The organism is Aliamphritea hakodatensis, from assembly GCF_024347195.1.
Lineage (GTDB): Bacteria > Pseudomonadota > Gammaproteobacteria > Pseudomonadales > Balneatricaceae > Amphritea > Amphritea hakodatensis.
The window spans coordinates 2,427,430-2,446,973 of record NZ_AP025281.1; the positions used below are offsets into that span (position 1 = coordinate 2,427,430).

Below are 19,544 nucleotides of genomic sequence, written 5' to 3' on the forward strand. Positions count from 1 at the left end.
GCCGCTGTGAAAACAGATGGGGTGCAGACAGCCGGTATGATGGTAAAGCATGCAACGGCAGAAACGTCAGGCTTAAAGCTGAACTGGAGCGACGGCTCAGAGCAGCTTATTCCCTGGTTCTGGGTACGTGATCACTGTACTGATGGTCAGAGTCAGAATTTAAAAACACAGCAGCGTCAGGTGGATACTTTTTCGCTGGCGGGCAATATCAGTGCGGCACATGCCGCGGTTGATGACAGCGGGCAGACGATAGCGATCCGCTGGGAAGCTGATCATGAAACATCGATTTCTGTGCGGCGGTTAGCACAAGCCACAGGTAAGTGTATCGATGATGAACAGCTATCCTCGGCGGACAGTAAAATTTACTGGCTGAAAGATTCAATGCCTGAAGAACTGCCGTCTGTTTCCTTTGATGAGATCATGACAACAGACGAAGGTGTGCTGAAATGGTTAACCCGGATCGACACTTTTGGTTTTTGTGTGGTCACAGGAACAGAGCCAACCGAAGCGGGAACCGAGCGTTTAGCGAAACGTATTGCGCCGGCACAGCGGACGATTTTCGGTACTTACTGGCCGCTGTCTACCGATGTGAAACATCATGATGATACGGCTTATACCACTGACTTTCTGTCGCCGCATACCGATGCTTCTTATTACCATAATGCTGCGGGCTTACAGATGTTTAACTGCATTGAGTTTGACGGCAAAGGTGGAGAAAGCGTCGTGGTTGACGGTTTTGCCATTGCGCGGAAAATCGAAGCAGAACGGCCTGATCTGTACGATATTCTCTGCAAGGTTATTGTGCCCGGCCATTATAAGGAAGAGGGGGTTCACCTGGCGGCCGAACGGCCGGTTATCCGTAAAAACCGTCATGGTGAACTGGCGCAGGTAACTTTCAATAACTATGACCGTTCGCCATTCATTCTGCCTGAAAAGCAGATGGCGGCCTTTTATGAAGCCTATGCAGAATATAGCCGGCACAGTATGGATCAGGCCAACTGGCTGAAAATACCCTTACGGCCCGGTATGGCGCTGATCTTTGATAACTGGCGGTGTATGCACGGACGTATGGGCTATTCAGGGCGGCGTTATTTCTTTGGCTGTTACCATGATAAGGCTGATTATGAGAGCCGTCTCAGAACGCTGCAACAACAGTTGGGGCGTCGTTAAAAGGCGCAGTGCAGAATCTTTAGATAAATGATGTCAGTAAAAAGGCACCTTGGTGGTGCCTTTTTTATGGAGTGTATCTGGCTGCATTTGAGCCGCCGGAGGCTTTGCTTCAGAAGCGCAGGGAAAGGCAGCTCAGGCCGCCATCTATCTTACGGAATTCGCTGACATCTACGCAGATAACCGGATAGCCAGCTGCTTCAATCAGGGCTTTGGTTTTTGGATAGCCTGCCGGTGTGATCACGGTACCGTTAACCCAGATGCTGTTCGCCGCATAGGCTTCTTCTGCTGGTACTTCGATAATGTTGTATTGCTGAAACTCAGATTTGTGGAGAAACTCACCGCTGGCCAACAGGTTATTGTCTTCCAGATAGCCCAGGCCTGTCTTGAGATGAAGTACTTCTTCAAAACTGACGACTGATCCGCTCATACCGTACTTTTCGAGGATAGCAATCATCTGGTCAGCACCGTCCTGATTGGTCCGTGCCGAAAGTCCTATATAGAAGTGTTTCCCGACCATCATAATATCACCGGCTTCAACTTCACCCGGTGCCGTGATGCACTCGACGGCGTCATACAGCTTTTCAATGACGGGGGCCATGCTGGTGACTTCGTCAGTACGGCTTGCTGCGCCCGGGCGGGTCAGGATCGCGCAGGCTGGTGTCATCAGGGCAACATCTTCGACGAAGGTTGAGTCCGGGAAGTCTTCTTCCGCAGGCAGTGAAATAATATCGAGTCCGCAGGACTGCAATGCGGCTACGTATTCAGAATGCTGTCTGAGGGCGTTGTCATAATTCGGTGCGCCAAGGTCAGCCCCGGTCAGGCCATTGATCATTGCAGCACAGGGGGATTTTACAATTGCTCGGGTAAACATAGGAAATCTATCCTTGTAATTGTTGCAAGCACCGATGAAGTTGTTGATTTACCTGGTTAGCGTAAGTCGTTGTATTCATTTGGGGCTTTTGTTTTTTATTATGAATTTCAGAACGGTTAACGAGCAATATATTAACGTTGTTATACGTTTGTGCAACAATTTTTAGCACCATAGCGCATATTGGCAATCATTCACTGCGGGGTGAAACACTGTTGCAGATGCTGTGTATTCACGTTCCTGAACCGGCATTAATCCCTGAGTTCTGGCAGCGATTGCCGGCGGGTTTACTGCAGTGAAAGTAAGCTGAGCAGGACCGTTAACCGCTTGTGTTACAGACACAGGGTGCGCAAGAAAGCTGGTAAGAAAACAGGCAGTTAAGCAGGGCGGCTGTTAAAAAGAACAACCTGATTGGCGGGGAAGCACAATAAGTGCCTGCAGGCATTAAACGCTGCTAATGCCGAGTAAATTTTCGACGGAGCTGACCCCCAGTTCAGCCAGCTCTCCGCTCTTGAACAGGTCCATGGCAAGACAGCCTTCAATCCAGAGCCCGTCAATCAGGGCGTTGACAGCGATGGCATGACGGACAATCTGATCTTCGGTGACGTCCTGTTTACGTTCGGCGAACACTTCCCTGACCAGATATTCACATTCAACGCGGAATTCAAGGTAGGCCTCACGGTGAATCTCTGCAATTTCCGGCACGGAGTTAATCAGGCTGCAGAAAGAGGTCCATAACTGATGGTTACGGGGTTGCATGACAGGTGCTTCAAGGGAGGTCCTGACAAACAGCTGTAGCCGGTCACGGGCCGGTTCTTCCTGTGAATGAATGGCGTCTTTTGCATAGCGGGTCATGTTTGACATAGTCGCCCGGTGTGCTTCACACAAGAGGGCGTTTTTGTCCGGAAAGTAATGCCGGACCAACCCGGGCGTGACTTCTGCAAATTCTGCCACCCGCCGGATTGTCACGGCTGCAATTCCACCCTGAACAATGCATTCCTGTGTCGCTTCGATTAATGAAGTACGGCGTTCTTCTTCACTTGCACGGCGAAAGGGTCGACGGGTAGTAGTCATTAATTTTAGCCATTTAAATCGCTGAATAGTAACGCGAATTTTAGCTTTTTTCGGGGTGTTCAGGCAAATAATTTGCCTTGCGAGTATTGCTTGTTATACAAATGAATAATAATATCCTGTGACAACTTTCGAGGTGCAAGCATGTTACTGAATGAAAATGTTGGTGAATCAGAAGGGTTAAATCAGGCCGCTGCAGAAGCAATTTCGATCAGCGGCCTGCGGAAGTCTTTTAATGGCCTGGAGGTCCTTAAGGGGGTCGACCTCGAAGCCCGGAAAGGTGATGTGATTGCCATCATTGGCGGCAGCGGGTCCGGTAAATCCACCTTGCTGCGGTGTATTAATCTGCTTGAAATTCCCTCTGCCGGACGCGTTCGCGTCAACGGCGAAACCATTCAGATGAAATCATCCTCAGATGGCCCGGTCCCGGCAGATAAGCGCCAGGTTAACCGTATCCGTTCCAGCCTGGGGATGGTGTTTCAAAGCTTTAATCTCTGGCAGCACATGACGTTGCTTGAAAACCTTACCGAAGCGCCGGTCCTGGTACATGGGATCGGTAAAGCTGAAGCGACCTCAAGAGCCCGTGAGCTACTCGCCAGAGTAGGGCTGAGCGAGAAAGAATCCAGTTACCCGGCGTTTTTATCCGGCGGTCAGCAGCAACGGGTTGCAATTGCGCGTGCGGTGGCAATACAGCCAAGTGTCATGCTGTTTGATGAGCCGACCTCTGCACTTGATCCTGAACTGGTTGGTGAAGTGCTTAAGGTTATCCGTGACCTGGCTGACGAGGGCAGAACCATGGTGCTGGTTACTCACGAAATGAAGTTTGCCCGTGAAGTGGCGACCAAAGTGGTGTTTTTACATCAGGGTGTGATCGAAGAACAGGGTACGCCGGAGGAAATATTTGAGAATCCGAAATCTGAACGCTTAAAGCAGTTCATCAGCTCCGTGCAGTAATACCGGAATCTCCTGCTGTATCGGGGACCGGATAACTGGACTGGCAAAAACAATAATAAATCTGGAGAGAATGACAATGACGTTTCTAAGTAAAGCAGGTCTGATCGGCGTAACTTTCAGTGCAATGGCCATGGGTGTAATGGCTGCTGGTGCACAGGCTGATACTGTGAAAGTCGGGTTGGCAGCTGAGCCATATCCGCCTTTTGCCTATACCGATGCCAGTGGTAAGTGGCAGGGGTGGGAAGTTGATATGATGGGTGCTATTTGTCTGGAGGCAAAGCTGGAGTGTGAGATTACGCCGATTTCATGGGACGGTATCATTCCTGCGCTGCAGAGTAAAAAAATCGATATGATTATGGCGTCGCTGTCGATAACCCCTGACCGTTTGAAAGTCATTGATTTCTCCGACAAGTATTACAACACGCCGGCAGTTATAGTCGGTGATAAACGCCTTGAGATGGATGCCACTGCAGCCAGCATGGAAAATAAGATTCTCGGTGTACAGAGCGGGACCATTCACCGTAAATATATCCAGAAGCACTTTGCCGATACTGCTGATTCTGTCAAAGAGTATCAAACTCAGGATGAAGCAAACCAGGATTTGGTAGCAGGCCGGATTGATGCATTACAGGCTGACTCGATTGCCATGATGGACTTCATAAACTCGCCGCAGGGGCAGGCCTGTTGCGAAGTGAAGGGAGAAGTCGCTCAGGATCTGGAGATCCTCGGACCGGGGGTTGGTGCCGGTATCCGCAAAGGGGATGACAAATTACGCGCGGCTGTGAATGAGGCAATTCTGGCACTGCGCGACAGCGGTCAGTATCAGGAGATTTCAGCCAAGTACTTCTCTTTTGATCCATACGGTCAGTAAGAACTTCAGCCAGACACAGACAGTGCCCGTCTGTGTCTGGCCAGACGTAACCGCCGGCACAAATTCTATGTGCGTGCTGGGGGAATAATCATAAGAATCACAATCGGGGTAACGGGCTTGGCACACCTGGCAGGGGGGAATTCCTCTGTGACAGAGGCCATCCTGAAATCCCGGGTTATTGCATTGGTGTTGTGTACTGACAAGGGTGCGGTAACTGATTCCTTCGGGAGAATCAGGCTTTGGATATTTTCTCTGGATTGCTAGACAGTCTTCAGTTGTTATCACTGGAACCTCCCGGCTGGGGGGGTAATTTATTACGGGGCCTGATGAACTCGCTGCAAATCGCGGTGGGGGGCTATGCGCTGGGTTTACTGATCGGTGTATTCACCGCCTGCGGAAAGCTCTATGGCGGTATTATTACCAAAGACATTCTGGGTTGTTATACCACCATTGTCCGGGCCGTCCCGGAATTAGTACTCATACTCCTGCTTTACTATGCCGGTACCGATGTGATCAATCAATTGATGTTCTGGCTGGGTAAAGATCCGGTCAATATCAACGGTCTGGCGGCAGGTATTTTTGTGATCGGTGTTGTGCAGGGGGCCTACAGCGGTGAAGTTATCCGCGGGGCTGTACTGGCAATTCCGCAGGGGCAACTTGAAGCAGCCCGTGCTTACGGGTTTACCGGCTGGCAGGTGTTACGGCGTATTACGTTACCGGCCATGCTGCCTTATGCCATTCCAGGCTTGGCGAATCTCTGGCTGATAGCCACCAAAGATACCGCACTGCTGGCTGTTGTGGGATTCAGTGAGCTGACCCTTGAGACCCGCCAGGCGGCCGGTGCTACCCGGCATTATATGTTGTTCTATTGTGCCGCCGGAGTGTTGTATCTGTTAGTAACACTCATCTCTAATCACGTGATCGGCAGGATTGAACGCTGGTCCCGCCGTGGCTTTTATCAGGTGTGAAGCATATGAATGACTTATCTTCTGAAAATGCGTTATCGGGGAACCCCGGTGCTTCTTCACCGGTAAGCGCCGGGCTATTGTCCCGGGCGGCCGCCAGTGGTTTTGCATTGCACCGGATAGTAATGGCGGCGGTCGCCATCGCAATACTTGTGATCTGTGCACTACAGATGCGCTGGGACTGGTTACCGGAGTATCACGACATCATTTTTGAAGGCCTGTGGCGTACGGTCTGGTTGCTGATCGCCAGCGTGGTAATCGGTTTTTTGTTGGCATTGCCCCTGGGGCTGGTTCAGGTAACCGGTCCGGCAATTTTGGCCAGCCCTGCTAAAGCTTTCTGTAATGTGATTCGCGGTACGCCGTTATTGCTGCAGTTATGGTTATTATATTACGGCCTGGGATCGGTTTTTCCGGCTATTCCTGAAATCCGTGATTCCTGGTTATGGCCATATTTACGACAGGCATGGCCCTATGCGTTACTGAGCCTGACAATATCGTTTGCCGCTTATGAAGCAGAAGTAATGCGCGGCGCCTTTGCCGGTGTACCCAAAGGTGAACTCGAAGCGGCCAAAGCTTATGGATTCACTCCCTGGCAGATATTCCGCCGGATCTGGATGCCCCGAGCGATCCACCGGGCACTCCCAACATTGGGTGGTGAGGTTGTGTTACAGCTTAAAGCAACGCCGCTGGTCGCCACTATTACTGTTATCGATGTTTATGGTGCGTTTACCCGGGTCAGGCAGGATGCTTTTTTAACCTATGAACCGTTACTGTTACTGGCCTTTATATATATGCTGATGGCCGGGGCTTTAGTGGTTTTATTCCGGTATCTGGAGCGTCGTATCCCCGTCAAATAAGCTGCTTACATCATGGGCAGAGTTGGTTTGTCTGTCAGAAATGGCCGCGAGATAGGCTTCACGGATTTGGGCGATCCGGCCATTCAGGTGCATGTTCTGCAGGACTTTATTCAGTTCAGGGATTAAGGCCTTATGCCGTACATGCACGTAGTGATAAAGGTTCAGGTTGAGCAGCGGTGGATTAAGGGCGGTTATATCTGTGATTTGCATTTCCCGGATAATCTGGAGTCCATTGGCGCGGGCGACAAGGGCGATATCAATACGGGATTTTTCCAGCATATTAAATAACTGGCGGTTACTGTCTACCCGCTGGGTTGTTTCGGTAAGGGGCAGGAGCACATTAAACCGCACGCCGCGGCGGACACCCAGCCGGTAATTTCTGAGTGCTTCCAGACTCATATCGTGATCACCCGCGCTGCGGCAAAAAGCGACTACCTCCACCCGGTTAACAGGGGTGGGAACCTGTAACAGGTGGGGGTAGTCTTCAGATATGCCGGCGATACGGTAAAGTTCGCCGTCATACTGACCCTTGGCTGCCATCATTAATGAGCGGCTGGCTGGCAGATAATCGGCATCCACTTCGATATCAAGTTGCTTATAGGCCTCCCTGATAACCTGAAAGCTGATTTGCGAGTTCACTGAATGGGCGATGGTAGCAAAGGTTAGCTGTGCTACATCTGCATAAGCCGTCCCGGTAACTGAGGACAGCACGGGTAGCAGGGTTGCTATTACAGCTGCGATGCCATTACGTAACGTATCCGCAAATCTGTTGGTGCGTTTAACAGTGTCTGTCCGCTGCATATTGTCGCCTGTGTTCAGCGGGTCAGAAACGCAGCGACAGGCAACTGATACCACCGTCAATTTTTTCAAATTCACTGATATCAATGGTTTTAACCGGGTAGCCCTGTGCTTCAACGATCTGCCGGGCACAGGGATAGCCTTCCGGCATGAGCACGGTACCGTTAATCAGCAGGCAGTTTGCGGCAGCAGCCTCCTCACTGGGTAAATGAATCTGATGAAATGGGGTGAACTCCGGTTTATCGGTAAATTCGCCACTGACCAGCATGTCACCGTTGTCCAGATAGCCCATGCCGGTTTTCAGGTGAAGTACTGTATTCAGCCTGACCACTGAGCCGGTCATGCCATAGCGGGACAAAATGCTGATAAGCTGTTCAGCACCGGCCCGGTTGGTCCGGCCGGACAGCCCGATATAGTAGTGTTCGCCGGCCAGCAGAATGTCACCCGCATCAAGCATGCCGGGGGCATCAATAATTTCCACGGATTCATAGTATTCCTGAATCACCGGCGTCATGGCGATGACTTCGGCGGTTCGGCTGGGCGCGCCCGGGCGGGTAAGAATCGCGCACTGGGGCGTCAGCAGGGCAACATCCTCAACAAAGGTGGAGTCAGGAAAGTTTTCGTCGGCGGGCAGTTCAATAACATTCAGCCCACAGTTCCTCAGGGCATCTGTGTAGGCGGCATGTTGAGACAGGGCGGCCTGATAGTCCGGTGGTCCCATGTCTGAAGTGGTCAGCGCATTGATAATCGCGTGACAGGGTTTACGCACAATCGCTTGTGTAATCATTGGGTTCACTTCCTTGATGAGCCCGGGCATCTGAATCTGGCATTAGGGGCAAAACTGGCAGATTACTCAATGTTTTCAGTTGCCTCGGGACGCAATTTAACAGGTTTTGTTTGACTGCTGACTGTAACTGTAGCAACGATTTTACGGATGACATGGAGCAGGCTGGCAATATGGGTACTTATGCTTTTGTCGATGCCGTGTAATTTGGCTGGTGCTGTCTGCCGAGAGCTGATTAAATAACGCATTTTCAGTTTTAACTGCACGGGAAAAGTAACGGTGCTCAGAATTATTCTTCTTACCGGCATGGCGATGCTGGCTTTTGCCGGTAATTCAGTACTGTCCCGGCTGGCGCTGGCCTCAGGCAGTATTGATGCAGCCAGTTTCAGCAGTATCCGGCTGCTTTCCGGCGTGCTGATGCTGGCAATTCTGTTGCCGCTGGTGGCCAGGGTTAAAGCCGGCGAGAAAGGGCACCTGCAACAGATGTTTCGTGGCAGTTATAACGCGGCCGCTTATCTGTTTATCTACGTGATCGGCTTTTCTTATGCCTACTTGACACTGGATACCGGCGTCGGTGCTCTGATTCTGTTTGGTTCCGTACAGCTGACCATGATTCTGATCAGTCTGTTCAGCGGGGCAAGGTTCCGTCCGTTCGAATGGTTCGGCCTGCTCATGGCTGTTGTGGGATTTGTCTATCTGGTCTGGCCGAGCCTGACTGAGCCTTCATTGCTGGGGTTTGTACTGATGACCGTGGCGGGCATTGCATGGGGCCTGTATACCCTGAAAGGCCGGGGGGCTGATCAGCCGGTGCGTGATACGGCGTATAACTTCATCAAAACCCTGCCAATGGTAGCGGTGCTGACCCTGCTGACCCTGGCTGATGCACGTTTTAATTTACAGGGTGTGTTACTGGCGGTGGCGTCCGGCTCGCTGGCGTCAGGGCTGGGCTATGCCATCTGGTACATGGCGCTACCGGGGTTGCAGAATGTGCAGGCCGCGGTAGTGCAACTGACGGTACCGGTGATTGCTGCCGCCGGCGGTGTTGTGTTTGCAGGTGAGCTGATAGATCAGCGTCTGATGGTGGCTTCCTTATTGGTCTTAGGAGGCGTATTGTGCGTGTTTTTAAGCAAGCATCAGGCTGCCAAAACTGCCTGATTTATAAGTGAGACGGCGAGCGTGGATTACAAGGTATTTCTGACAATATTTGGTGTGGTGTTTATGGCTGAACTGGGGGATAAGACTCAGCTGGCCACGATGTTATTTGCGGCAGACGGTGAAACCAGCAAAATGACGGTGTTTCTGGCGGCTTCGCTGGCGCTGATTGTGGCGTCTGCCATTGGCGTACTGGCGGGCAGTTTTCTGTCTGCGTATATCAGCCCTAAAACCCTTTCTTACATTGCCGGGGTTGGCTTTATTGCCATCGGCGCCCTGACACTGTATCAGGCAGGCTAACCCGAACGTTATCCATAAACAGGCGCAGAACCAGGGGGGCAGGTTGAATTTTCCGGTTGTTTTCTTCGGTTTTGTGCTGACCCTGTCATCCAGTTTCGGCCAGACGCATTTTATTTCCCTGTTCAATGCGTCCTGGCGGGCTGAGTTTGGTCTCAGCCATGGGGAAATCGGTGCCTTATATTCAGCTGCAACCTTATGCAGCGCGGCCTGTCTGATTTATCTGGGTAAACTGATCGATAGCATTGATCTGCGTTTGTACACCGGCGTTGTGATGCTGGGGCTTGGTGGGGCTGCCTGGTTAATGACCGGGGCGGACTCTCTGCTATTGCTCGGTATAAGTTTCTTTTTACTGCGCCTTACCGGCCAGGGGCTTTCAGGCCATGTGGGGCTAACTACAGTGAGCCGCTATGCCGAAAACCGCCGGGGTATGTCGCTGAGCATTTGCGGGCTGGGGTTCTCTTTAGGGGAGTCAGTCATGCCTGCCGCCGTGGCGATGTTGCTGGGATGGTTAAGCTGGCGGCAAATCTGGCAGGGAGTTGCGCTGGCAGAGGTACTGGTCGCGCTGATACTCGCCATGTGGCTGTTACAGCGGTTTTACCCGGTTAAAGAGGCCGGTAGCGGTGGCTCAAAAGGCTCCGGGGCTGACAGCGGCTGGCAGCGGGGTCAGGTCCTCCGGGACAGGGGCTTCTGGCTAATGGCACCGGCAATGTTCGCGCCATCCATGTTTATTACGGCATTTTTCTTTCATCAGCAGAGTCTGGCTGAATATAAAGGCATTGATTTTCCGTTCTGGGCGGCCACAATTGTGGGCTATTCAGTGAGCAGTTTTGCGTTGTCGCTGGCCGGTGGTGCCGCGGTAGACCGCTGGGGCGCTAAGCGGATAGTCAGTTTCATGCTGTTACCTTTGCTGGCCAGCTGCTGGATAGCGGGTTCTGATCTGCCCTGGGTATCATTGTTATTTTTTGCCCTGATGGGGGCCGCTCAGGGGCTTTATGTGCCGGCCAGTGGCGTTCTCTGGGTTGAGCTGTACGGGACCCGTCATATCGGTGCAATACGGGCACTGATTCATGCCTGTATGGTATTTTCCAGTGCGCTGGGGCCGGTAAGTTTTGGCCTGTTACTGGATGCCGGTGTTGGCTGGTCCGGTTTACTCTGGCTCAGCATGATATGGATTGTAATGGCCTCGCTGATGCTGCTGGCGGGCCTGAAAAAAGCCGGTATGCCCGCAGTAAAGGCACCGGTGCCACAGATTTAAATACAGAGTAGGTATAATGCGACACTGGCTGGAAACGCTTTGTTTGACGGCGTTCGTTCTGTTTTCATCCCTGACCTTTGCCCAGCAGCCGAATCCGGTGTTGGCGGATCACCTGTCCCGTCTGAAACCCATTAAGAAGGTGGCGTTGCTGGTACAGAATCAGGATCAGGACTGGGCACTGCGGGCGGATAAGTCACTGGTGCCGGCGTCCACCCTGAAGATAGTGCTGGCCTCGCTGGCCATTAAACGCTGGGGGCTGGGGCACCGGTTTACCACTGAATTTTATCGCGATGGCAATGTGCTCTGGGTGAAGGGGCTGGGCGATCCTTTCCTGACGTCAGAAGAAATCGGGCTGATTAAAGTGCAGCTGGAAGCCCGTACAGATTTAAGCACGGTCACGGAAATTCGCCTGGATAACAGTTTTTTCCCTGAATTACGTCTCGATGGCCGTAACAAAAGCGATAACCCCTATGACGCCGGGAATGCGGCGCTGGCGATCAATTTTAATACCGCCGCAGTACGTTACCGCAAAGGCAAGCTGCTCCCCGGTGAAGCCCAGACCCCATTAACGCCGCTGGCGGTGGATCTGGCGGATGATATGCCCACCGATAAGCAAAACGGCGAACGGCGCATTGCCTTACCCGGTGGCCGGGATATGTCGGCCCGCTATTTTGGCGAGGTGTTTTCTGCGCTGGTGTTTGACCGGCAGTTACCGTTGCAGATCATGCCGCTGAACAAAACGGCAACGGCGGTTTATACCCACAAGAGTTCACGGACCCTTGAGGATTTGTTGCTGGGCATGCTGAAGTATTCCAATAACTTCATTGCGAACCAGTTGTTTCTGTTACTGCCCGGCAAAGAGGTCAGTATCAGTGCATCGCAAAGGTATGTGATGGCACAGCTGGAAGCTGAATATGGCTGGCAGGACTTTAATGTCAGTGACGGTGCCGGTTTATCCCGCCAGAACCGTCTCAGTGCCCGGCAACTGATGGCGGTGCTGGAGAATTTCCGCCCCTGGGCGTATTTGCTACCCAGCCGCGGCGAGCGGATACAGGCTAAGACGGGCACCTTCTGGGATAACCACAGTTATGCCGGCTATTATCTGGATGACCGGCAAGAGTGGCAGGCGTTCGTCCTGCTGATCAATACCACCATGAAGGCCGGTTACCGCTTCCGGTTCGCGGATGCGCTGATCCGCTGAGGCTTTCTTAGAGACAAAAAAAGACCCGCCGGTGAGGGCGGGCCAGGCAGATAATCTGCAGTTTGGACGAGATTCTTTTAAGCTGAGTGCCTGCCAGGCACTCAGTTCTTATCCCTCTGTACAACAACACTTAGCAGGGCCAGCAGGCCGGAACCTATCATCAGGAAGAAGGATACAGCGTTCAGGACCGGCGTTGAGCCGACCTTCGCCATACGGTCATACATGGTGATGGTCAGTGGTGCATCTGAGCCAACCAGCATCAGTGTGGTGTTGAAGTTCTCAAACGAGATCAGGAAGCCAACAACCCCTGCACCGATCAGGGCCGGTTTAAGGAATGGCAGGGTAACGGTACGCAGAATCCGGGCCCGGCTGGCGCCCAGATTCAGTGCCGCTTCTTCCAGCTGAATGTCGAACTTCTTCAGACGGGCGGCAATCACCAGCGTGGTAATGGTGGTGATAAAGGAGAACTGACCCAGAATCACCAGCAACAGACCCGGCCGCAGGGATTCAATATCAATGCCCCAGTTATCTTCCATGCCGTTGGCAATATCACTGGCAAACACCAGAATGGAGATGCCCAGAATTACCCCGGGAATCACCAGCGGAATCACCATCATGATGTAGCAGAAGCTCTTGAACGGAAAATCCATGCGTTCGAACAGGAAGGCGTTGCAGGTGCCCACAATGATGGACATGACTGCCACTATGATGGCAACCCAAAAGGAGATGCTCAGACCGCTGAGTAAGCGACGGTCATGGAACATACCCAGTTTAGGTTCGGTATCACTGAAGAACCAGTCCAGGGTAAAACCCTGCCAGGGCAGTGCCGGGAACATGGAATCATTGAAGGCAAATGCACCGGCCGCAATCAGCGGCGCTGCCAGATAAATAAAGAACAGGACCACGTAGCCGGTAAAGCAGTTACGCAGGAAACGTACCTGATTAAAGGCCGCAGGCTTAGGGTTTATCGCCGGGTTACTGATCGTGTTGGTATTAGATGACATGGTAAACCTCCTTATGTCTTAGCCACGGTAGAAGAAAGGGTCTGGCCGGAAAGGCGCAGTCCGATCCATACAGTGATGGAGGTGAAGATCAGCAGCAGTACCCCGAAGGCCGCACCGGATTCCCAGTTGAAGCGGGTGATAAATTGCTCGTAAATCTGTTCCGTAAACCACTGACTGTTCTTGCCACCGAGCAGAATCGGCGTCAGATAACTGCCGGCCGTCAGCATGAATACCACGATGCAGCCAGAGATAATGCCTGGCATAGCGTAAGGAATGATGATCCTGCGCAGAACCGTCAGGCGGCTGCCACCCAGGTTGAAGCCAGCTTCAATCAGGCTGTCGTCCATACCGTCCAGTGTGGTCACCAGCGGAACAATCATGAACAGCATGACGGTGTAGACCAGACCGACAACCACGGTTGCGTCGTTGTAGAGGAACTCTACCGGGCCGTCCACCAGACCAATGTATTGCAGGAATGAGGACACTATGCCGGTTTCCCGCAGTAACACGATCCAGCCGAAAGAACGTACCAGATCGCTTACCCAGAGTGGAATCAGGCAGAGCAGGAACAGGCCTGCCTTGGCCCGCTGGCGGGCGATTTTGGCAATATAATAAGCAATCGGGAAGCCGATAATCAGGGTAACAATGGTGACGAATATGGACATCACTGCGGTACGCAGCAGGGTGTTCCAGTAAACGGGTTCGTTAAAGAACTCGATGTAGTTGCCCAGTCCGTATTCATAGACCCCCATGCCAACCTTTTCTTTCACTGACAGGATAAACACGCCGATATGGGGCAGCACTATCAAGAGTAAAATCCACAGGAAGAAGGGGGCAAACAGCAATAGAAACGCCAGGCGTTTTTGTGCGTGATTCATAATTACCCCCGGAAGCACAGGCTCTGTGACTGTGCCCAACTGATGCCGATTTTGTCACCGCTGCGCAGGGTTGCGTGTTCACCGCGCTGGGGCAGGTCTACTTCGATCCGTTCACCGGAATGGCTGTTCACCAGTATGCGGCTGTTGGCACCGTTAAACAGCATGCTTTCGACGGTGACCGGCATGTGGTTCAGGTCTGCGCCGGCATTGGCCAGCTGCGCAGCTTCCTCACCCAGATGCAGCTGTACCGCTTCAGGACGGACAAAGATGTTAACGTCTTCACCGGCGCTGACGGTATCTCCCGTGGCCGATTTACTCTGCAAGGTGAGGCCGGATTCCGTGGTGGCGGTAATGATGCCGTTACTGACGTCTTTTACCTTACCGCTCCAGCGGTTGCTGTCGCCCACAAAACCGGCGACAAAAGGCGTCTGCGGGTTATGATAAAGTTCCTGAGGAGAGCCAACCTGCTCAAAGCGACCGTCTTTCATGACGGCGACGTTATCAGACATCACCAGCGCTTCTGACTGGTCATGGGTGATGTATACAAAGGTGGTATCAAATTCATGTTGCAGGGCTTTCAGCTCGATCTTCATGTGTTCACGAAGCTTAAGGTCCAGCGCGCCTAGGGGTTCATCCAACAGCAGAACATCCGGGTCGAGTACCATGCAGCGGGCAATCGCAATACGCTGTTTCTGGCCACCGGAAAGCTGGTTGATTTCTTTACTGGCGGAGTCCGGCAGGCCGATCCGTTCCAGTACTTCACCCACCTTACGGGTAATTTCATCTTTCCCAGCCCCGCGGCAGCGCAGGCCGTAGGCAATATTCTCGTGGACATTCATCATCGGAAACAGGGCCAGATGCTGAAACACCATTTTTACATTTCGGCGGTTGGGCGGCAGCGCGATGACTGAATCACCTTTAATGCGGATATCGCCGGAAGAGGGTGTCTCAAAGCCGGCAATCATGCGCATCAGGGTGGTTTTACCGCATCCGGAAGGGCCTAAGATAGAGAAGAAAGAGCCACTGGGTATATCGAATGAAACCTGGTCAACGGCGGTAAAGAGATCGAAGTTTTTAGTTATATTATCGACGGTCAGATCATACTGCATAGCATTATTCCGGTATTTACGAAGCAATCACAGCTTGGGTGTGAATCAGGAGAACAGGCAGCGGCAGCTGCCTGAAAGGGGGCCGGCGCGCGGCCCCTCCGGTAACGGTGTTAAACCGCTACCTAATCGTTGCGGCAGAAAATCAGCTGCCGGAAGCGGCTTTGATTTTCTCCAGTGCCTTACCTTCCATATCTTCAACCCCTGGCGGGATGTTGGCGAAGAACTTCAGGTTTTTAATATCAGCAGGGGTGAATGCAGCCTTCAGGGCTTCACGCTTGTCATCCGGCATCAGATCGATACCACCATCAACCGCGGCAACAGCCCCGGTGCTGGCAGACATCAGCGGAATGATTTCCGGAGACATGACAAAGTTGATCCACTTGTAGGCGGCATCATCTGCTTTACCCTTGCGCGGCAGGGTGAAGGTGTCGATCCAGGCCAGGGCACCGGTCTTAGGTGGAACGAAGACGATGTTTTTGTTCTGGTTGTACAGTTTGAAAGCGGTGGAGTCCCAGGTTTCAGAACCGACGATTTCACCGGACAGCATCATGGCAGACAGATCGTCACCGCCTTTCCAGTAGGCTTTGATGTTGTCTTTACAATCGATCAGTTTGTCGGTGACCTTGTTAAGAATACCCTGATATTTGTCGAGATCACCGTAGGCAGCAAACGGGTCTTCGCCCATATCGAACGCCATGGCCAGCAGGATTGTCCGCTTCAGGCGCATGGAGGTTTTGCCTTTGTACTGAGTATCACACAGGTCACCCCAGCCAGTCAGGTTGGGTGCCATGGTTTTATCAGCCATCAGACCGGTGGTGCCCCACTGGTGCGGTACAGAGAATACTTTGCCATCGATGGTGGTGTTGGCTTTTACGCCGTCCAGAAGGGTACCGTCAACATTGGACAGATTTACCTTTGACAGATCCATCGGCTTGTAAATGTTGTATTCCAGCTGGGCAGAGTGGATACGGTCGTGGCTTGGCTGTGCCAGGTCAAAACCGGCGCCGCGGGTGGCACGCAGTTTGGAGATCATTTCTTCGTTGTTGGAAAAGGTTACCTCAACTTTGATATCCGGGTACTTCTCTTCAAACATCTGAACCACTTTGTCCGGTGCGTAGCTGCCCCAGGTGAGCAGTCGCAGAGTGGTTTCTGCACTGGCGTTAACTGACGTCAGCAGTGCCAGACCAGTTGCAGCAGCGATGAGGGTTTTCTTATGTTGGGACATCGGGTTTCTCCCTGATTATTTTTGTTGTTCGACATAACTGAAAGCCACCTTAAGTTATCTTTGGTTTTAAAAGAATAACCATTAACGTTAATTTTTAGATACCAATTTAACGGGCTTTCCGATTGTCATGATCAATCCGATTCCGGCAAAGAATGCCGTATGCGAACACAAACATATCCCAAAAGAGAGTAATAAGAAAATAAATTGTTCGAATATATTCGTAAGAGAATAATTGCAGTGTTTTTTATGCTTTTGTAACGGCTCTGAATGCATCTGCGAGGGTTGCACAGGAGGTATCAAACTCATGGGGCTGAATGCACCCGTACCCCAGTGCAATGCCCCGTTCAGTGACCGGTGCAGCGCAATAATTGGCAAGCGGCCGTACCAGAATACCCCGCTCCGCAGCTGCCTGAGTCAGGTCAGCTTCACCGGTTTCCTGGCGGAAAAGATTCAGCAGATGAAAGCCTGTGGCGGTAGGGATCGGGCTGATGAAGTCCGCCAGATGCTGATCAATACCGCGCATTAATGCGTGGTAACGCTCTTCATAGAGTTTTTTAGAACGGCGGATATGGGTTGCGAAATGGCCGTTTTCGATAAACTCCGCCACCGCAGCCTGTACCGGCAGGGGAACCGCCGGCAGAAAACTGTTGATGACCTTATCAACGCTGTCGACCAAATGTTCAGGTACCACAAAATAGCCCAGGCGCAGGGCTGGAAAAATGGTCTTGCTGAATGTACCTACGTGAATGACCCGTTGTTGCTGACTGAGAGAAAACAGGGTGGGCAGAGGTTCTTTGTTATAAAAAAGTTCACCGTCGTAATCATCTTCAATGATCCAGGCATTCGCCTGATCTGCAGCCTCCAGAAGGGCCAGACGGCGGGGCAGTGTGAGTAATACTCCCCGGGGTTGCTGGTGTGAGGGGGTGACGGTGGCAAGGCGGAAATTTCGTGTCATTTGCTGGCCGGCAGCCACATTTATACCTTCGTCATCTACCGGGACAGGAATCAGTTCAGGTTCGCTCTGCAACAGTCCATTACGGGCAACCCGTGAGCCGGGATTTTCAATCCAGACCTTGTCGCCCGGGTCCAGCAGCAGATGGGACAGAAAACTGAAAGCCTGATGGGCACCACTGGTGATGTACACCTGCTCAGCATCGCAGACCAGCCCCCGGTCGGTATGCAGATGACTGGCAATGGCATCCCGCAGGGCGGCGGAACCTTTACTCGAGTTATAGCGGGTCAGGTTTGGCAGGCGGCTGTGCTTGGCTACCAGCCGGGCCCAGAGGGGCAGCGGGAAAGCATCAATTGCCGGGATCGCGGTAGAAAAAGACTGGCTGACACTGTGTGCCACTGGAGCAGGTAGCTGGCTGGCTTTCTTCAGGAAAGAGCGGGATACCATCGGCCGGCGGGTGTTGTCAGATTCTTTATTGTGGCGGGGTTCAGCTTTAGAGCGTTTGTGCAGGGTGCTGATAAGCTTTTTCTGCTGGCTGAAGACATCTTTTACAAAACTGCCTGACCCGGTTCGGGATTCCAGCAGGCCTTCACTGGTGAGGCGATCAAACACACTGATGACCGTGGTGCGGGATATCGTAAGCTCTTCTGCCAGAACCCGGGATGCCGGCAGGCGTTCACCGCCGTGCAGGCTGCCATTGAGAATCATGTCCCGCAGGGCGATATACAGCTGATATTGCAGACTCTGGCCGGCTTTTTTGTCGAGATGAATTGCGCTGAGTAATGAGCCGCCGCTGCTTTTCGCCATGGTTACACCCTCTGAATCATGATCCTGAAATTTAAATTGGTATTTTATGCTGTATCTAAATGGATATTTTTATATGGCCAATGTTACGCCATGATGCCGGCAAACAAACATAAATAACAGCTGTTCAGCGTCAATATTCTCAGCGATATATACGCGTACCGGCCTTTACGGTGTTTCCGGCCGGGTCTGGCAGCTGCTAAGGATGAGCCATGAAAATCAGTCGCATTGAAACATTCTGTACAGAAGATATTGGTCTGGTAAGAGTCACCACCGATACCGGACATCAGGGCTGGGGGCAGGTATCTACCTATCACTCAGATATCAGCTGCACCGTGTTACACCGTCAGGTGGCCCCCTGGGTGATGGGCCGTGATGTCTCTGAGCTGAGCCAGATCGGTGATATGTTCGATTTTGTGTTCGAGAAAGAACATAAATTCCCCGGGTCATATATGTGTCGGGCGGTATGCGGTGTTGATACTGCACTCTGGGACCTGCACGGTAAGTTACAGGAGAAGTCCGTTTGTGAATTACTCGGCGGTACGCCTCATCCTATCCGTGTATACGCTTCCAGCATGAAGCGGGACATCAGCCCGCAGGATGAAGCAGACCGCTTTGCCCGGTTACGGGATATCCACGGCTATGATGCCTTTAAATTCCGCGTAGGTGCTGAGTGTGGCCGCAACCAGGATGAATGGCCCGGCCGGACCGAAGCCATAGTACCGGCGGTACGCAAGACCCTGGGTGATGATGTGGATCTGTTGGTAGACGGTAACAGCTGCTACCGGCCGGAAACCGCCATTGAGGTGGGTAAGCTGCTGCAGGACAACGGCATCTGTCACTTTGAAGAGCCATGCCCTTACTGGGAGTACGAGTGGACGAAGCAGGTCACCGATGCACTGGATATTGACGTTACCGGCGGTGAGCAGGATAACAACCTGGCGCTGTGGAAATACATGATTGATAACGACACCGTGGATATTTATCAGCCGGACATCTGCTACATGGGCGGTATCGAACGCACCATGCGGGTAGTGAATATGGCACAGGATGCGGGCAAGATTATTACGCCCCATGCGGCGAATATGTCGCTGGTAACTGTCTTCACCATGCACATGATGGGGGCGATTAAAAACGCCGGCCCTTATGTTGAGTTTTCAATTGAAGAAGCGGATTACTACCCCTGGCAGTACGGTATTTATGACGAATTCCCGGTGGCGAAAGACGGCAAGGTCCAGATTCCTGAAGGGCCGGGCTGGGGCGTGAATATCCGCGAGAGCTGGCTTGAGAAAGCGCAGTATCAGGTTTCTGAGTGGGAGAAATAAG

At 52.3% G+C, this 19,544-nt stretch carries 19 protein-coding genes; 10 read left to right on the forward strand and 9 right to left on the reverse strand.

The annotated features are described in order from the left end of the window. Positions 1-36 precede the first annotated feature (36 nt). The gene (locus PCI15_RS11135) at positions 37-1,170 is read left to right on the forward strand and encodes a trimethyllysine dioxygenase (protein ID WP_271274409.1); all 1,134 of its coding nucleotides are present in this window, start codon (positions 37-39) and stop codon (positions 1,168-1,170) included. A gap of 109 nt (positions 1,171-1,279) precedes the next feature. Here the strand turns inward: PCI15_RS11135 and PCI15_RS11140 are convergent, their stop codons facing one another. Both PCI15_RS11140 and PCI15_RS11145 read right to left on the reverse strand, forming a co-directional pair. After that, positions 1,280-2,041 (reverse strand): dimethylarginine dimethylaminohydrolase family protein, encoded by a 762-nt coding sequence (locus PCI15_RS11140; RefSeq protein WP_271274410.1) that lies wholly within the window; start codon positions 2,039-2,041, stop codon positions 1,280-1,282. 441 nt (positions 2,042-2,482) lie between these two features. Next, positions 2,483-3,112: a TetR family transcriptional regulator C-terminal domain-containing protein gene (locus tag PCI15_RS11145; RefSeq protein ID WP_271274411.1), complete on the reverse strand. Its 630-nt coding sequence runs from the start codon at positions 3,110-3,112 to the stop codon at positions 2,483-2,485. 141 nt (positions 3,113-3,253) lie between these two features. Here PCI15_RS11145 and PCI15_RS11150 point away from each other — a divergent pair, with 141 nt between their 5' ends. The 4 genes from PCI15_RS11150 (at position 3,254) to PCI15_RS11165 (ending at position 6,756) form a co-directional block, all read left to right on the forward strand. Then, positions 3,254-4,063, forward strand: coding sequence for an ABC transporter ATP-binding protein (locus PCI15_RS11150; protein WP_271274412.1), 810 nt, complete (start codon positions 3,254-3,256; stop codon positions 4,061-4,063). 76 nt (positions 4,064-4,139) lie between these two features. Continuing rightward, positions 4,140-4,934: a transporter substrate-binding domain-containing protein gene (locus PCI15_RS11155; RefSeq protein ID WP_271274413.1), complete on the forward strand. Its 795-nt coding sequence runs from the start codon at positions 4,140-4,142 to the stop codon at positions 4,932-4,934. A 275-nt stretch (positions 4,935-5,209) separates the two neighbouring features. Next, positions 5,210-5,902: an ABC transporter permease gene (locus PCI15_RS11160; RefSeq protein ID WP_336296749.1), complete on the forward strand. Its 693-nt coding sequence runs from the start codon at positions 5,210-5,212 to the stop codon at positions 5,900-5,902. 5 nt (positions 5,903-5,907) lie between these two features. Further along, positions 5,908-6,756, forward strand: coding sequence for an ABC transporter permease (locus PCI15_RS11165; protein ID WP_271274414.1), 849 nt, complete (start codon positions 5,908-5,910; stop codon positions 6,754-6,756). Here the strand turns inward: PCI15_RS11165 and PCI15_RS11170 are convergent. Both PCI15_RS11170 and PCI15_RS11175 read right to left on the reverse strand, forming a co-directional pair. Beyond that, positions 6,718-7,557, reverse strand: coding sequence for a substrate-binding periplasmic protein (locus PCI15_RS11170; RefSeq protein WP_271274415.1), 840 nt, complete (start codon positions 7,555-7,557; stop codon positions 6,718-6,720). The two genes, PCI15_RS11165 and PCI15_RS11170, sit on opposite strands and share 39 nt — an antisense overlap. A 22-nt stretch (positions 7,558-7,579) precedes the next feature. Next, a complete protein-coding gene (locus tag PCI15_RS11175) occupies positions 7,580-8,341 on the reverse strand; it encodes a dimethylarginine dimethylaminohydrolase family protein (RefSeq protein ID WP_271274416.1) in 762 nt (253 codons plus the stop codon). A gap of 276 nt (positions 8,342-8,617) precedes the next feature. Between PCI15_RS11175 and PCI15_RS11180 the strand changes: the two genes are divergently transcribed. The 4 genes from PCI15_RS11180 to PCI15_RS11195 are packed head-to-tail and all read left to right on the forward strand — an operon-like array spanning position 8,618 to position 12,246. Continuing rightward, positions 8,618-9,493: a DMT family transporter gene (locus PCI15_RS11180; protein ID WP_271274417.1), complete on the forward strand. Its 876-nt coding sequence runs from the start codon at positions 8,618-8,620 to the stop codon at positions 9,491-9,493. Between the two features lie 21 nt (positions 9,494-9,514). After that, the gene (locus tag PCI15_RS11185) at positions 9,515-9,790 is read left to right on the forward strand and encodes a TMEM165/GDT1 family protein (protein ID WP_271274418.1); all 276 of its coding nucleotides are present in this window, start codon (positions 9,515-9,517) and stop codon (positions 9,788-9,790) included. A 43-nt stretch (positions 9,791-9,833) separates the two neighbouring features. Beyond that, entirely contained in the window at positions 9,834-11,045 is a 1,212-nt protein-coding gene (locus PCI15_RS11190) for an MFS transporter (RefSeq protein ID WP_271274419.1), read from the forward strand. A 43-nt stretch (positions 11,046-11,088) separates the two neighbouring features. Next, entirely contained in the window at positions 11,089-12,246 is a 1,158-nt protein-coding gene (locus PCI15_RS11195; protein WP_271274420.1) for a D-alanyl-D-alanine carboxypeptidase, read from the forward strand. A 101-nt stretch (positions 12,247-12,347) separates the two neighbouring features. On the opposite strand, the gene PCI15_RS11200 is transcribed toward PCI15_RS11195, so the two are convergent. The 5 genes from PCI15_RS11200 to pdxR all read right to left on the reverse strand — a co-directional run bounded on the left by PCI15_RS11200 (position 12,348) and on the right by pdxR (position 18,221). Beyond that, on the reverse strand, positions 12,348-13,250 hold the full coding sequence (locus PCI15_RS11200; protein WP_271274421.1) for an ABC transporter permease: 903 nt from the start codon (positions 13,248-13,250) through the stop codon (positions 12,348-12,350). A gap of 11 nt (positions 13,251-13,261) precedes the next feature. Continuing rightward, entirely contained in the window at positions 13,262-14,128 is an 867-nt protein-coding gene (locus tag PCI15_RS11205; protein ID WP_271274422.1) for an ABC transporter permease, read from the reverse strand. Between the two features lie 2 nt (positions 14,129-14,130). Beyond that, complete coding sequence (locus PCI15_RS11210; protein WP_271274423.1) at positions 14,131-15,237, reverse strand: ABC transporter ATP-binding protein; 1,107 nt, start codon at positions 15,235-15,237, stop codon at positions 14,131-14,133. Between the two features lie 142 nt (positions 15,238-15,379). Then, positions 15,380-16,462 carry an extracellular solute-binding protein gene (locus tag PCI15_RS11215; RefSeq protein ID WP_271274424.1) on the reverse strand — a complete coding sequence of 361 codons (1,083 nt, stop codon included), beginning with the start codon at positions 16,460-16,462 and terminating at the stop codon, positions 15,380-15,382. Between the two features lie 244 nt (positions 16,463-16,706). After that, positions 16,707-18,221, reverse strand: coding sequence for a MocR-like pyridoxine biosynthesis transcription factor PdxR (pdxR, locus tag PCI15_RS11220; protein ID WP_271274425.1), 1,515 nt, complete (start codon positions 18,219-18,221; stop codon positions 16,707-16,709). Positions 18,222-18,430: 209 nt separating this feature from the next. Between pdxR and PCI15_RS11225 the strand changes: the two genes are divergently transcribed. Continuing rightward, the gene (locus PCI15_RS11225; RefSeq protein WP_271274426.1) at positions 18,431-19,543 is read left to right on the forward strand and encodes a mandelate racemase/muconate lactonizing enzyme family protein; all 1,113 of its coding nucleotides are present in this window, start codon (positions 18,431-18,433) and stop codon (positions 19,541-19,543) included. The last annotated feature ends 1 nt before the right edge of the window (position 19,544 follow it).